The sequence below is a fragment of the Bremerella sp. P1 genome (assembly GCF_028748185.1).
Taxonomy (GTDB): domain Bacteria; phylum Planctomycetota; class Planctomycetia; order Pirellulales; family Pirellulaceae; genus Bremerella.
On the sequence record NZ_CP118164.1, the window covers coordinates 2,113,874 to 2,128,014 of the forward strand.

Below are 14,141 nucleotides of genomic sequence, written 5' to 3' on the forward strand. Positions count from 1 at the left end.
GACTTCCCTCCACATTCCCTGTTTCGCCCTTGATGGTTAAACCAAGGTTTCTCGCTTTTCCATGAGTGGCACCCAGCCAAGATTCACCGGAAGAAAACGCAGGCTCAAGACTCACTGGAGCGTGCGTTGGTCGGACCTTATGTGCGAAGGCGTCATCACGGTCGGTGGAATTGGTACGATCGTCGCCGTCTGCCTGGTGGCGCTCGTTCTGGTGATGGAGGTCATTCCTCTGTTTCGCGGCGCTTCGATCAAGCCGCTGGACATTCAAGAAGCCCCTTGGAGTTCTGGCGAGGTCGTTCACTTTGAATTGAACGAATACCAGACGATGGGCTGGCTGCTGACCAAGGACGGAAAGCTTAAGGTCGTCCGTCTGATTCCACCGGCCCCGAAAGACGCCGAAGCGGAATCGATGAGTTCATCGGCATTTGAGGTGGTTACCGAGACCCAATTGGTCGACGATGGCGAGATCACGGCAATCTCGACATCGACCGGGCAAACCGACTTCGTCATAGGCCTGAACGACGGAACGGCTCGCGTGGGTAACGTGGAATTCAAAACCACGTTTGTCGACCCGGTCGAAATCAAAAATTGGTTTGTCGACCAGACCGGCGACACCAGCGGCAAACAGTTGTCGCATCCCGGAGATACTGCCATTTACAAAGACGGGGTCGTCCAGATGACACCCCAGGGGCAGTATCGCGCTCAGAATGTCGATTGGACGCTTGGCGATCCCATTACCGTGGGTGAATCGGCAATCGTTCTGCTGGACCATCTGCCTCAAGCCAGCGCAAGATCGAGCCTGGGTGGAACGTCGACCACGTTTGCAGCCCTGACTGACGATGACCAGTTAAAGCTAGTCGTTGTCAGCGAAAAGAAGAGTCTCCTTACCGGCAAAGTCAAATTAGATACCAAGCTCTATGATCTCCCTGCGGTAGCGAAAGACGGCCGTGTTCCCAAGTTCGTTCTTATCGATGATCTTGGAAACAACGTTCTGGCCGTCGAAGAACTGGGACAACTGAGCCGATATGACATTCGCGACAAGAATAACATCAGTATTGCCGAAACGGTCAACCTGACGCCTGATTCCGAAGCGTCGATCACTTCGTGCGACTGGATTTTGGGCCGTGAAACCTTGTTCGTCGGAGACAGCGATGGCAACTGTTCTGGCTGGTTTCAAATTCGCTTGTCGGATCGCACCGATGAGAAGTTCGCCAATCGCCAGAGTTCCGATGGCTTCGCGCTGGTACGTGCTCATGCGTTTCCCCAAGGCCCCGGCCCGGTCAGTTCGTTTGGTGCTTCGTCCCGCAGTCGCATGTTCATTGTTGGTTATGCGACCGGGCAATGCTCGCTGTTTCATATGACCACGGAAAAGTACGTGGCCGATTTAATGATGCCTGAGGGTGGCCTCGTGAAACTGGCCAGGATCGCTCCTCGAGACGACGGGCTGTTTATCGAGGCCGATGGCAAGATCGCTCACTATGCTCTGTCCCCCGGCTTTCCGGACATTACACTGGCCTCTCTCTTTTTGCCGGTTTGGTACGAAGGCTACGCCGAACCACTGAACATGTGGCAAAGCTCTTCCTCCAAGACAGAAGACGAACTCAAGTTCTCGCTTTATCCGCTCATCTCAGGCACCTTCAAGGCAACGTTTTACTCGATGCTGTTCGGCGCGCCGCTGGCACTTCTGGCGGCCGTGTACACCAGCGAGTTCAGCACGCGGCGTACCCGCATGATGGTAAAGCCCACCGTCGAAATGATGGCCAGTCTGCCGAGCGTGGTGCTTGGTTTTCTGGCGGCATTGGTGTTTGCCCCAGTGGTCGAGGAAGTGGTTCCGGCCTGCCTGGCGGCGATGTTCACGATACCCTTTACCATCTTGCTAGGAGCGTTTATCTGGCAAGTCATGCCACAAGCATTTACGCTTCGCCTTCAGCCTTATCGACTTTGGTTTCTCGCACCAGTGCTCGTTCTGGGCATCTATCTCGCTTACCGAATGGGGCCATCGATCGAGCAGTGGCTCTTCCTGGGCAACATCAAGTTTTGGCTCGTCCATCCCGAACAAGGCTCCGGGGTCGGTGGCTGGCTGTTGATCCTGATCCCCTTCTGCACGTTGGTTATGCTTGCCCTGGATGTTTATGCCCTGAATTCGTTTTGGCGAGGCACCGTCGCCAGGGCACCCAGGTTTACCTTCGCGCTATTGAGCTTGGTGAAGTTTTTGCTGCTATCGATCGCGACCTTTTCGTTGGCCTATGCCCTGGGAAGCCTCTTAGACCTGGCTGGCTGGGATCCGCGCGGAACCTACATCGGCGAATTCGATCAACGTAACTCCTTGATCGTCGGCTTTGTGATGGGCTTCGCGGTCATTCCCATTATTTACACCCTGTCGGACGACGCCCTTTCCACCGTGCCGTCTCACCTACGATCGGCGTCCTTAGGATGTGGTGCTACGCATTGGCAAACGGCCATGCGGGTAGTCATTCCGACAGCGATGAGCGGACTGTTCTCGGCACTGATGATTGGCCTGGGACGCGTCGCCGGAGAGACGATGATCGTACTCATGGCCGGGGGCAACACACCGATTGAAGACTGGAACATCTTCAACGGCTTCCGAACCCTCAGCACGAACATCGCCATTGAACTGCCTGAAGCTGTTCAGGGAAGCTCGCACTATCGTGTGCTGTTCCTGTCGGCGCTAGTCCTCTTCCTGCTGACCTTTCTGATTAACACGGTCGCCGAGGTCGTCCGACTTTACTTCCGGAGGAGGGCCTACCAGCTATGAGCCAACCTCAGGAAAACGCAAATAGCCACGTCAAGAAGTACGAGCGGAAGGTACGCCCTGGGCTCACGATCCTCTCGCAAGGAGAGCCGATGATCTGGCTCTCTGGCGGAGCTTTGACCCTGGCTCTGTTGATGATTTTCGGTCTCTTGGGGCTAATCATCTATCAAGGCATGGCCAGCTTTTGGCCCGGCCGGCTTTACCAGGTGACGCTCAAAGATGGCTCGGTCCTGATGGGGGAACTGACCGCCGAGGAAGACTACACGCTCAGTAGTGCATCGGCGGATCAAACGGAAAACGATCCTTCCACACCCCAGTCATCCCACCGCTGGCAGTATCGCACCGATAATTTCGAGTTCAAAGCACCCCAAAGCGGTACCTATCAGTGGGTTACCCAAGAGGAACTTGCCAATACGCCTCCCACGATGCCCGAGTGGGCCATGCTGTTTGAGCGGACGAAACTAGGACGCTTCATCGGAACGCCGCAGAGATTCGTGACTTCGAAGGCTCGTCCCATCTCTTCCGATGAAGATGACCTGAGCGATATCCACGCTTTCTTCGCCAACAACCAATCAAGCTTGTCAGGGCCAGATGCCCAAGATGAGGATGCTCAAGCGGCATGGGCTGCCACACTCGAGTCGCTTCAGCAAGAGATCGAATCGATTCAAAAGAAGCTTGATGACCTGGAAGCCGAGAACACCGACAGCTTTATCACCCAGAATCGTAATGGCCAACAAGACCTGGTCGGGGTAACTGAAAACGGCGAAGTCATTCCGCTTTCCGATGTCGAATACGGACAGAACCTTGTCGCTATTCGAGAAGTTCTGGAAGGGCCCGAGGCAACCTACAACGCCTATCGGCAACATCATGACTCGGCCCGAGAAAGTGTTCACGCGATCGATCGCATCGCCGAGTACGAAGTCGGTGAAAGCAGCCGGCGTCAGGAGCAGGCTCGCCTGGATCTACGTTCGCAAGAACTGGCTCACGACGTCTTCGTGGAAGGCCTGGCCAATGAAATCTACAACCTGAAGATCGAATTGAACGCGATCCAACAAGACAACCAAAAGGATAGCCGCATCGTCGAACGCGCAACGCGCGTTCTTGGCAAGGACTCTGCCATGGCCAAGGTCGGTCCCGATCTTGTTGCCGTTCTAAACACGCAACGGGCGACGGAAGAATCACGCATTCAGGCTCGTCTCGATGAAATCGAACGCCTCTTGGACCAGGTGCCACCCGATGCCCGGCAAGCCGTGTATCACTTTGTGGACGTTCGCTTTGAAGTCGACAACCAGATTGCCGCGCTGCAGGAACGAATCAACGAGATCGAGGAGCGCAACAATCGCTTCGGCCTGTTTGCCACAACGGCCGAAGGCACCGAAGCCGAGCTTAAGCTGGGCGACATCGTCCGCGCCTTTCCCGCCAATCAACTCGATTGGATGGGACGTCTGAATGTCTACTTGTCGCGCTGGGGCGAGTTTCTGCTGGCCGACCCACGCGAGGCGAACTCGGAGGGCGGCGTCTTCCCCGCGATTTGGGGCACGATCGCCATGACAATGATCATGTCGTTGATCGTGGTCCCATTTGGTGTTCTGGCCGCGTTGTATCTCCGGGAGTACGCCAAGAGCGGCCCAATTGTCAGCATCATTCGCATCAGCATTAACAACCTGGCCGGCGTACCGAGCATTGTGTTTGGTGTGTTCGGCTATGGCTTTTTGATTCTCGTTGTGGGCGCTTACATCGACGGTGGTCCTGGCAATGCCAATCTACCGACTATGCCGAAGCTGTGGTGGTGGCTAACTGCGGCCGGCCTGGCCATTGTTGCTTTCTCGGCTTTCATCACCACCTCGTACTCCCTAGGGAGTCGAAAAGTACTCACGCGGATGCGAACACCAACCCTTGGGATCGCGAGTCTGCTGCTGTGGATTATGGCAACGGTCGCCTTCGTGGCCCTGGTGGCGTTTACACCCAACTTTAGCGGCTTCTACCAGGCCAGCCTGCCCAACCCGACCTTCGGCAAGGGGGGACTGCTGTGGGCCAGCTTAACGCTGGCACTGTTGACCTTACCGGTCGTGATTGTGGCCACGGAAGAAGCCTTGGCAGCCGTTCCCAATTCGCTCCGCGAAGGCTCGTACGGCTGCGGAGCGAGCAAATGGCAGACGATTCGCCGCATCGTCCTGCCGCACGCGCTGCCTGGCATCATGACCGGCATGATTCTGGCCATGGCTCGCGGAGCTGGTGAAGTGGCTCCGTTGATGCTGGTCGGCGTGCTGAAGCTTGCTCCGGAGTTGCCGGTCGACCTGAGCGCTCCTTTTGTCCACCTCGACCGAAGCTTTATGCATCTCGGTTTTCATATATTCGACTTAGGTTTCCAGAGCCCCAATAGCGAAGCTGCCAAACCGATGGTTTTTACAACGACGCTGCTGCTGATCACCGTGATTTTCACGTTGAATCTGTTCGCCATTTGGCTTCGTGCCCGACTCCGAAAACGTTTCCAGTCGGGACAGTTTTAATCAGCTTTATGCCCGCATGTTTCGCCTTCGCGACTAGCAGAAGACACACTCCATGAGTCAACCAACATCAGGAACTTCGGAAACGAGCCGGCTCGAATTGATCGCCCAGGGGCACAACTTTGCTCCTGTCGTGCACGATGCTGTCTTTCGCGAAGAAAAAGTCCTGGAGATCAAGAAATTCAATCTTTGGTACGGAGACAAGCAGGCTCTGTTCGATATCAGCATGCCGATACCTCGCGGTCAGGTAACCGCGCTGGTTGGCCCATCCGGCTGCGGCAAGTCGACTCTTCTGCGATGCGTGAACCGCATGAACGACTTGATCGACACCGTTCGCATCCAAGGCGATATCTACTTGAACGATCAATCGATCTGCGACCGGGGAGTCGACGTGATCGAACTTCGCAAACGCATGGGCATGGTTTTTCAGAAACCTAACCCCTTCCCCATGAGCATCTTCGAAAACGTTGTCTATCCTTTGCGAATCGACGGCGAACGAAGCCGCAGTGTGCTCGAAGGCGTTTGCGAACATAGCCTGAAAGGTGCCGCGATCTGGAGTGAAGTAAAGGATCGTCTCCATGAAAGTGGACTCAGTCTTTCTGGCGGTCAGCAACAACGCCTATGCATCGCACGCGCGATCGCGAGTGAGCCAGAGGTCTTGCTGTTGGACGAACCATGCTCAGCGCTCGACCCGATCGCTACCGGAAAAATTGAAGATCTGATTCGTGAACTGCGTGGTGAGTATTCGATCTTGATCGTCACCCACAACATGCAGCAAGCCTCGCGAATCAGCGACTACACCGCGTTCATGTACCTGGGTCGACTCGTCGAATATGGTCCGACCGTCGACATTTTTACCAAGCCCAAGCTATCCGAAACCAACGCCTATGTGACGGGACGTTTTGGTTAAGACACTCCTCTCCTCCCACTATTTGCGAAAGGACGCCGACAATGATGCTTCGATTGCCAGTTCTCGCCAGACTGCTCACGCTTTTGGCGTTGACGAGTTTTGTTTGGTGCGGATCGAATGTCTGCGCTGACGAAACTGCCGTGCGTTCCGCTGATCACCAGAAGTTTACGGAAGACTTTTGGACCTACCTGCAAGACAAGTATGGCGATTGGAAGCAGTTGGAAGCCTTCCCTGAACATGCTCCCATGCCCGAGGCCGGCACCGAAGGTACCATCTACGTCAACGATGTCGCTGCCAACGACGTCGCCAAGCTCGATTTCGGCTCGATTGTCGTTGTCGAACACCAACGTGACGGTAAACCCTATGCCCTGACGGCTCTGTTTCGTGCCCGTCCTGGCGTCAACGCGAAGAACGACGACTGGTACGAACTTTACTACCTGACCGATGGGACGGCCGTCAAATCTTCGGCCGATCATTCCACGTACAACCGCCGCGGGTTTCTTACCAAAGTGATTGACGGACGCCTGTGGGTACTTCCTTTAGATAGCCCCAGCCTAGCAGCGTTGGTCGAAGGAGAAGGTCCTGAGAAGCACGTCACGTTGCCTGGCGCTGGCCCGGATCGTAAGACCCTCAAGACCGATTCTCGGGATACGGCTATCCACTACCTCTTCGCCAAACCAGGCTACCTAACCTACTTCGAAGACGGTCGGGCTTGGGTCTTCGCCAAGAAGAGCGATGCCGCCGTACATTTCCGGAAAGACGGACTTCCCGAAAAGCACGTCACGCGTATCGGTGCGGGTCCTATGCGAACCACCATCAAGGCTCCCGATTCGGAAACGATCGACATGTTCCTCGGTAAAACCGACAAGTAGAGACTCGAAAGCTACCTCCCATGACTCGTCACTGGATCCGACAGATCGAAGCCGTTCGTTCGCACCTTCTTTCGATGGGTACGCATGCCGAAACCCAGGTTAACGAGGCGACGCGGGCACTGCATGATCTCGATCGAGATCGCGCCCTAAATGTCATCGCCGAAGATGATCAACTGGACGAAATGGATATTGCTTTAGAAGAAGAGTGCCTGCATTCGATCGCTCTCTTCCAGCCGGTGGCATCCGACCTTCGCCTGATCGTTTCTTCCATGTCGGTTGGGCACGAGTTGGAACGGATTGGCGATCTTGCGGTGAACATTGCCGAAAGCGTCGTTCGACTTCGCGACAGTGGGGTGGCCACAAGCCAGATCGTGCTGCCGGAATGTTTGAAGCAAGCGAATCATCAAGCCGCTGAGATGCTACGCAAGAGCCTGGATGCGTTCATTCAACAAGATGCATCGACTTGCCGAGATCTGATTCTGCAAGACCGAGAACTCGATCGCCTGCATCGCCAGATATTTGAGTGGCTCAAAGAGGGCATCTCGAAGAATCCAGCCGACCTGGACTGGATGATTGAGATCACCGGTATCTCCAAACACATCGAACGGATTGCCGATCACGTCACCAACATCGCCGAGATTGTCATTTATTGGGTCGAAGGCGAAATCGTCCGCCATCGTCAATCAAGCGATGGCGACGAGGATGCGGCGTCATGATCCGGCAAGCCATGAAACACACGGAAGGCTTTACGTTTTCGGGTCGGATTGACCTAATCCCCTGTTCCCTTCAACTCAAGCGTGAAGACGAGCCGTGTCTCAACGTAGCATCTTGATCGTCGAAAAAGCAGGAGGACCGCTCCGCACGGTCGCGCACAACCTCCAGCAAACTGGCTGCCAAGTCTATCTGGCCAACGGCACGCGCGATGGCTTGCAACACGCGATGGAATTTGTGCCGGATGTGGTCGTCTTGTCTCGCTCGCTGACGGAAGTGGAAACCCTTGATCTCTGTCGTTCGATCTTAAGGAACCTAGGCGAAGACTCGACGCCTGCGATCTTGATTGCTCCGACCGGCGGAGACCTGAGTGGCATCGAAGACCCGGCCCACGATTCCCGCCTGGCCGAGTCACTGGCACTCGACCTGCTTGCTCAATCGGTCAAAACGCTGACGTTTCGTGCGCGGCATACCATCGATACCCAAGCCGTTCTCGAATGCCATGGCATCCGCCTTGATCCTCGCTTCTCTTTGGTCGAAATGGACGGCAATCGACTCGATCTGACGCCGACCGAGTTTCGACTTCTACAAGCCCTGCTAGCACGTCCTGGACATGTACTTACGCGGGCCCAGTTGGAAGAAGCAGCGGGACTTCCAGCCAAGGACCGGGAGCCTGAGTCCGACACTGAGAACGCCAGCAGAACTCGCCGGATTGATGTCCACGTCAAATCGATCCGCGGCAAGCTTAACCGGAAGGGAATTCTCATCGAGACCGTCCGGGGGGTTGGTTATCGCTTCCGCGAAGCGGCCTGGAACATAAACGCTTTGAATTAATACCTTTACACTCAAAACCACTCTAGTGAGGGTGAGTATTCCCGCCGAAAATCTTTGGCGCAATCTGCGGGACGACGTACTTGAAGATGAACGCGCGATTAAGGTATCGTTAATCGCACGTGGGGAAGCTTGCTTGGGGTCTTAACCCGAAGACAATCATCTTCGCCAAGGATGTCGTGCTAGCAAGTACGGCTGGCCGGATTTGCCAGTCGGAACGGATTCCTCCTCAACGATGGAAAGCACGGCGGATTATCGTGCTGATTCGGGCGTCATTGAAGACCCCGCGACATGGAACGGATTTCCTTCCCATGATGATTCTCTCTCGGATTGTCGATAGAGAATGGAAGGAACATAAAAATCATGGTCGGTTTGAAAGCGAACAACGGTTTGAGCGGTAAGACCCTTTGGGAGCGTCGCGAGCTTCTACGAAGCCAGGCGAATGCGAGATTTGTCGATCCCGAACAGTTTTGTGCCTTAGCGGTCTCGTGCCGCAAGATTACTCGAGCAGACGAGTCGGCTGCAGGCCTGAAGGGCCTGTTCAGCGAAGAAGACGGTCTGACGTACTACGTCGAAGAAGAAACGCTCGAAAAGTACCGCGACGGGGTCGATGTGCCTAATCCGTCGCTGGAACTCGTCTAGTCGCCAGTTCGGCTGCTACCAGACTGGCGATCTTCGATCGGTAGATTTAGCCCATGCTTGTGGCTAAATCACGGACGAAACCTTCTTGGATTGATCCCATTGTGCCGTGGCGGCTGCCGATCTTCTACCAGCAGCCGCATCTAAGATTTCACTACGGATTGTCGGCTTCCGCATCCGTTTCGTCGAAGTGAGCTTCTGGAGCGTGCGAGCCACGCGGAACACGGACACTCTCGACCAGATCCTGAACCTCTTCCGGTGGCGGAGCCGTCAGGCGGCTGATCGTCATCGCCACGATGAAGTTCAGTGCCAGGCCAATTGCTCCGACACCTTCCGGTCGGAGCCCATTGGGCATCCAACTGCTTCCCTGGAACCACGGAGTCATCAGCGGCTCGTCAAAGCCCAGCACGCGATCCGAGCGGCAGAGAATGATGTAGATGGCCGTGAATAGAATGCCCACGATCATCCCCGAGGTCGCCCCTTGGCGATTCATCCGCTTATCGAAGATCCCCAGGAAGATAATCGGGAAGAAGCTTGCCGCCGCCAAGCCGAACGCGAATGCGACCACCTCACCAATAAACCCTGGCGGAGCAATCCCAAAGTAACCAGCAACGAGAATCGCACCGATGATCATGATACGAGCGATAAACAACCGCCGAGGCTCCGAGGCGTTCGGCTCGAAGAAGTGCACATACAGGTCGTGAGCCATCGAACTGGAAATCACCAACAGCAAACCGGCAGCCGTACTCAAGGCGGCAGCCAGCCCGCCGGTCGCGACAATCGCAATCACCCAAGGGGAAAGCTGCGCGATTTCAGGGGTCGCCAGAACAAGGATATCCTTATCAATCGTGACTTCGTCAAAGTTACCATTGACGTTTCTCAGCGAAAGAATGCCATCTTTGTTCTTGTCGTCAATCTTGATTAACCCGGTCTTTTGCCAGGTATCAACCCACTGAATGGGAACTTCTTTGCCTTCGTCGTTGATTCGGTACACGGGAATGTACTCGACTTCGTCTTCCCCTTTAGCGACTTCGCCAATGTGGGCACCTTCCAGCGTGTTCAAAATCGAATAGCGGGCAAACATCGCCAGAACGGGAGCCGACGTGTAAAGCAAGCAGATGAACAGCAACGCCCAGAAAGCGCTGTAGCGAGCGGCACGAACATTCGCCACCGTGTAAAAACGGACGATCACATGCGGCAGGCCTGCCGTACCAGCCATCAGTGCGAACATGATGAAGAACACATTCGCCATGTCGTAGTTGGTAAATGGTTGTGTGTACGATGAAAAGCCAAGGTCTTCCTGAATCAAGTTGACCTTCTCGGCGATATCCCCGGTCGTAAAGCCAATTTGGGGAACGGAACTGTCGGTCAACATTCCTGACAGGGCAAACGTCGGAATCAAAAATGCCGCAATCAACACGAAGAACTGCACCACCTGGGTCCAGGTAATCCCTTTCATACCGCCGAGCACGGCAAATACGCCGACGATGACCATCCCCAGCACGACCCCTTGCCATGTTTCCACTTCCAGGAAGCGGGCAAACACAATCCCCACCCCACGCATCTGACCGGCGACATAGGTAATGGAAATGAACACCGCACATACGGCGGCAACAATACGAGCCGTCTCGCTGTAGTAACGTTTGGCCACGAAGTCAGGCACGGTGTACTGACCGAATTTCCGCAGATAGGGCGCCAGCAACATCGCCAGCAGCACGTATCCTCCGGTCCAGCCCAAAAGAAAGACCGAACCATCCGAACCCAACCCGCTGATCAGGCCCGCCATACTGATGAACGACGCAGCACTCATCCAGTCGGCGGCGGTGGCGGCACCGTTGGCAATCGCAGGAACCCCCTGCCCAGCCACGTAGAACTCGCCTGACTCCTTCACACGGCTTCGCCAGCCAATGTAGAGGTAAATCATGAAGGTGATAGTAACGAACCCAAAGGTCCACGCTCGTGTCGCCGTCATGGCCGCGCCTAGAAGCGGCATCTGTTCGATAAAGTCCACGGACTACTCCTTCACGTCATGTTTGCGATCGAGATAGTCCATCACCAGTGCGTAGACCAAGATCAGCACCAGAAATACGTACATCGAACCCTGCTGAGCGAACCAAAAGCCCAAGGGCAGATTGCCAATCTGGAATTGATTGAGCCACTCGATGAAGAAAATCGAGCAACCAAAGGCCACAAAAGCCCAGATGGTAAGCAGAGCGCCAATGACCATCAGGTTCTGCCGCCAATAGGCAACCTTAGGCTCAGGGCGATTCGTAGGTGGGGAAGAAGACATGCGGGATTTTCCGGGGACAACAATTTTCAAAAGAAAAGAAAAGTTGTCGCTAGGAAAATCAATTCCGGAGCGTCTGTCAACTAGACGCATCCATAAGAATCACCTTAAAAGGGGGTGAAGAGCTGCAAATCGAGAACGATCCGGGGAAAGCGTGTGGCTTTGGTGTCCTTTCCCGATACGATCCGAAAGCAGCTAGTTCCGCTCCAAGGTCACTTGACCAATCATGGCCCAGGTCGCCACAAACGCGACGCCCAACCAAGCATGGAGTAATTCGACAGGCATATGCTACGGTCCCAACTACGTGGTTTCGCTTTGCCCATCCATGAGTAACTTCACCCATCCGTGGCTAGTAACAGTTATCGGACAGCAAATGACCACTTTATTCAGAATTTGGTCCGCCTCGGATTTAATGGATTAAACGTTACCTACGACCCCACTATCCTTGGCAATAGACGCGCCAGGGGTTGCCTGTCCCGCACCGGGTTGTAACGAATGTACCGACTCGCGCAGATTTACACGGTACCTGCGGGGGACGCGCGAGAGCTACGCCGGCAAGAGAATTTCGCCTCGTCCCATCTGCACGGCGTCGCCGTGGAACAGATCGTAGTCCTGTTGGGCAATCAGGCGAGCGACTTCCGGCACTTCCTGCCGGGAGAAATCCCTGGCCAATAGCGGCATCATGGCCGGCTTAAATCGACAGGCATGAACGAAGCCTGCCATCAAATCGCGACGCTGATTCCCATGCAGAATAATGGTCCCGCGTCGCATCATCAGCCCTGCGTTGGCTCCCGCTTTGCCGCCGACAAAGATCGTTCCGGCCAGCATCTCGTATCCGACGTAGTCACCGCAATCGTTGGTGATGGCGATCGTTCCACGTCGCATGCGATGCCCAACTTCGCTTCCGGCCGAGCCCAAAATGAAAACGTTTCCTCCGGCCATCCCGCGATTCTCGCCAGGAAGTGGCCCACCGACACGATCTCCGACATTGCCCAAGACCTTCAGAAAACCGCTCTTCATGCCTTCGGCGAGATTGTTTCCGACGTGTCCATGAATATAGAGCGATCCCTTGCACATCTCCTGAGCGGCGTGATTGCCAACCGAGCCCTGTACGAACAGCGTTCCGCCATCCAGACCTGCTCCTACGTTGTCGACCTTCGAAAGATCGCCGATGATCCGGAGCGTGTCTTCTCTGCGCGTCTCGATTTCAACGTCAAAAAGCTCGCCCAGCTGAACGCGTTGGTTCCCTTCCCATACCGTCACTTTGGCCGCCTCTTCGAGCGACATCGGCAACAGGCGCGAAGGCAGCACACCTCGTAGATCGAGGCCAACCGTGATATCGTGACGTAAGCGAAGTCTCATGAAACTATTGCGTTGATCCAGGGCGATAAGCGACGCCCTTTAATATAACCGACACCAACCGACGCGACATGACCACCCTGCCCCGTTCCCAGCGAGCCGCTTTGATCGTCTGTGGCGGTGAAAGCCGCCGCATGGGGCAATCCAAGCCGCATCTCCCCTTCGGCAACGAAACCATGCTCGAGCGCGTCGTGCGGATCGTTTCGCCCGTGGTCGAAGAAGTCGTCCTGCTGACAAGCAAGGTGCAAGAACTTCCGCTGCTGCCGTATGAATACGTTGAACTGGCAGACCGCGTCGAACAGCAAGGCCCCGCAGCGGCGATCTATGAGGGACTTAAATTTGTTACGGGATGGGCCGAAGCTACCATCGTACTGGGGTGCGACTTGCCACTGGTAACACAACCGTCGATCGAATACCTGTTCGGGCAGCTTTCGGCCAACGATGCAGTCATCCCACTTCACGAGGAAATGCCTCAGCCCTTGGCTGCGGTCTATGCCAATCGAGCGATGGAAACCTTCGATAAAATTCTTTCGACAGGTAACCATCGACTGTTGTCCTGCATCGAACCCCTGAAGACTCGTTGGATCGATGCCAGCGAGCTTGCTGGCATCGATCCAAACTTGGGCTTATTAAGAAATGTCAACACGCCGGACGCCTACCGCGAAGCGTTACAGATCGCCGGCTTGAAACATCCACTGGAAGATTGACTCCGATTCGGGAATGAATAGCATGGCTGACGCAGCTCAATGGGAATTGACGAAGCAACGGATCGCCTTCACCGACAATATGTTCCGCGAGTTCATCGACGGCCTGGAGCCAGACCTTTGGTTTCGCATGCCGGAAGAAGGAGTCACGCACATTGCCTGGCAAGTAGGGCACATCACCATTGCCAACTATGGCTTGGGGATGTTGCGAATCCGAGGCAAGCGAGCCGAAGACGCAGGCCTGATCCCTGAGAGCTATTCCGCGAGTTTCGGACGCGGCAGCGTTCCGTCGAAAGACCAAACGATTTACCCTTCGCGGGAACGTTTTATTGAGATCTATAAACGGGTCAATGACAAACTGCTCGAAGAACTCGAGTCCTACACGCTCGAACAACTGGACGAACCGAGCCTACCGGATCATCCACTTTTCAAGACCAAGTTCGAGACGCTTGTCTTCCTTCCCTATCACGTGATGATGCACTTCGGGCAGATGGGCCTCCTGCGACGTCTCTCCGGTAAACCGCCGATTCGCTAAGAAGCAAATGGCC

At 55.2% G+C, this 14,141-nt stretch carries 12 protein-coding genes; 9 read left to right on the top strand and 3 right to left on the bottom strand.

The genetic code is table 11. The features are described from left to right. Positions 1–61 precede the first annotated feature (61 nt). The 7 genes from PSR63_RS08705 to PSR63_RS08735 all read left to right on the top strand — a co-directional run bounded on the left by PSR63_RS08705 (position 62) and on the right by PSR63_RS08735 (position 9,246). Positions 62–2,776 carry an ABC transporter permease subunit gene (locus PSR63_RS08705; protein WP_274332467.1) on the top strand — a complete coding sequence of 905 codons (2,715 nt, stop codon included), beginning with the start codon at positions 62–64 and terminating at the stop codon, positions 2,774–2,776. Beyond that, a complete protein-coding gene (locus PSR63_RS08710; RefSeq protein ID WP_274332468.1) occupies positions 2,773–5,283 on the top strand; it encodes a phosphate ABC transporter permease PstA in 2,511 nt (836 codons plus the stop codon). Before PSR63_RS08705 ends, PSR63_RS08710 begins: the two co-directional genes overlap by 4 nt. 52 nt (positions 5,284–5,335) lie before the next feature. Continuing rightward, positions 5,336–6,190 carry a phosphate ABC transporter ATP-binding protein PstB gene (gene pstB, locus PSR63_RS08715; protein WP_274332470.1) on the top strand — a complete coding sequence of 285 codons (855 nt, stop codon included), beginning with the start codon at positions 5,336–5,338 and terminating at the stop codon, positions 6,188–6,190. A 140-nt stretch (positions 6,191–6,330) separates the two neighbouring features. Then, positions 6,331–7,062, top strand: coding sequence for a hypothetical protein (locus tag PSR63_RS08720; RefSeq protein WP_274332471.1), 732 nt, complete (start codon positions 6,331–6,333; stop codon positions 7,060–7,062). Between the two features lie 20 nt (positions 7,063–7,082). Further along, positions 7,083–7,778 (top strand): phosphate signaling complex protein PhoU, encoded by a 696-nt coding sequence (phoU, locus tag PSR63_RS08725; RefSeq protein ID WP_274332472.1) that lies wholly within the window; start codon positions 7,083–7,085, stop codon positions 7,776–7,778. 94 nt (positions 7,779–7,872) lie between these two features. Then, on the top strand, positions 7,873–8,607 hold the full coding sequence (locus PSR63_RS08730; RefSeq protein ID WP_274332474.1) for a winged helix family transcriptional regulator: 735 nt from the start codon (positions 7,873–7,875) through the stop codon (positions 8,605–8,607). A 360-nt stretch (positions 8,608–8,967) separates the two neighbouring features. Continuing rightward, the gene (locus tag PSR63_RS08735) at positions 8,968–9,246 is read left to right on the top strand and encodes a hypothetical protein (RefSeq protein ID WP_274332476.1); all 279 of its coding nucleotides are present in this window, start codon (positions 8,968–8,970) and stop codon (positions 9,244–9,246) included. A 151-nt stretch (positions 9,247–9,397) separates the two neighbouring features. Here the strand turns inward: PSR63_RS08735 and PSR63_RS08740 are convergent, their stop codons facing one another. The 3 genes from PSR63_RS08740 to PSR63_RS08750 form a co-directional block, all read right to left on the bottom strand. Beyond that, positions 9,398–11,254 carry a sodium:solute symporter family protein gene (locus PSR63_RS08740; protein ID WP_274332478.1) on the bottom strand — a complete coding sequence of 619 codons (1,857 nt, stop codon included), beginning with the start codon at positions 11,252–11,254 and terminating at the stop codon, positions 9,398–9,400. A 3-nt stretch (positions 11,255–11,257) separates the two neighbouring features. After that, positions 11,258–11,533: a DUF4212 domain-containing protein gene (locus PSR63_RS08745; protein ID WP_274332480.1), complete on the bottom strand. Its 276-nt coding sequence runs from the start codon at positions 11,531–11,533 to the stop codon at positions 11,258–11,260. A 543-nt stretch (positions 11,534–12,076) separates the two neighbouring features. Then, a complete protein-coding gene (locus PSR63_RS08750) occupies positions 12,077–12,892 on the bottom strand; it encodes a formylmethanofuran dehydrogenase subunit C (RefSeq protein ID WP_274332482.1) in 816 nt (271 codons plus the stop codon). Positions 12,893–12,960: 68 nt separating this feature from the next. Between PSR63_RS08750 and mobA the strand changes: the two genes are divergently transcribed. Both mobA and PSR63_RS08760 read left to right on the top strand, forming a co-directional pair. Further along, positions 12,961–13,596: a molybdenum cofactor guanylyltransferase gene (mobA, locus tag PSR63_RS08755; protein ID WP_274332484.1), complete on the top strand. Its 636-nt coding sequence runs from the start codon at positions 12,961–12,963 to the stop codon at positions 13,594–13,596. A gap of 22 nt (positions 13,597–13,618) precedes the next feature. Next, entirely contained in the window at positions 13,619–14,128 is a 510-nt protein-coding gene (locus PSR63_RS08760; protein ID WP_274332486.1) for a DinB family protein, read from the top strand. Positions 14,129–14,141: the final 13 nt, after the last annotated feature.

Coding starts and splice junctions, on each gene's coding strand:
- PSR63_RS08745 (WP_274332480.1), bottom strand. CDS start 11,533: ATGTCTTCTTCCCCACCTACGAATCGCCCTGAGCCTAAGGTTGCCTAT.
- PSR63_RS08710 (WP_274332468.1), top strand. CDS start 2,773: ATGAGCCAACCTCAGGAAAACGCAAATAGCCACGTCAAGAAGTACGAG.
- pstB (WP_274332470.1), top strand. CDS start 5,336: ATGAGTCAACCAACATCAGGAACTTCGGAAACGAGCCGGCTCGAATTG.
- PSR63_RS08735 (WP_274332476.1), top strand. CDS start 8,968: ATGGTCGGTTTGAAAGCGAACAACGGTTTGAGCGGTAAGACCCTTTGG.
- PSR63_RS08705 (WP_274332467.1), top strand. CDS start 62: ATGAGTGGCACCCAGCCAAGATTCACCGGAAGAAAACGCAGGCTCAAG.
- mobA (WP_274332484.1), top strand. CDS start 12,961: ATGACCACCCTGCCCCGTTCCCAGCGAGCCGCTTTGATCGTCTGTGGC.
- PSR63_RS08750 (WP_274332482.1), bottom strand. CDS start 12,892: ATGAGACTTCGCTTACGTCACGATATCACGGTTGGCCTCGATCTACGA.
- phoU (WP_274332472.1), top strand. CDS start 7,083: ATGACTCGTCACTGGATCCGACAGATCGAAGCCGTTCGTTCGCACCTT.
- PSR63_RS08760 (WP_274332486.1), top strand. CDS start 13,619: ATGGCTGACGCAGCTCAATGGGAATTGACGAAGCAACGGATCGCCTTC.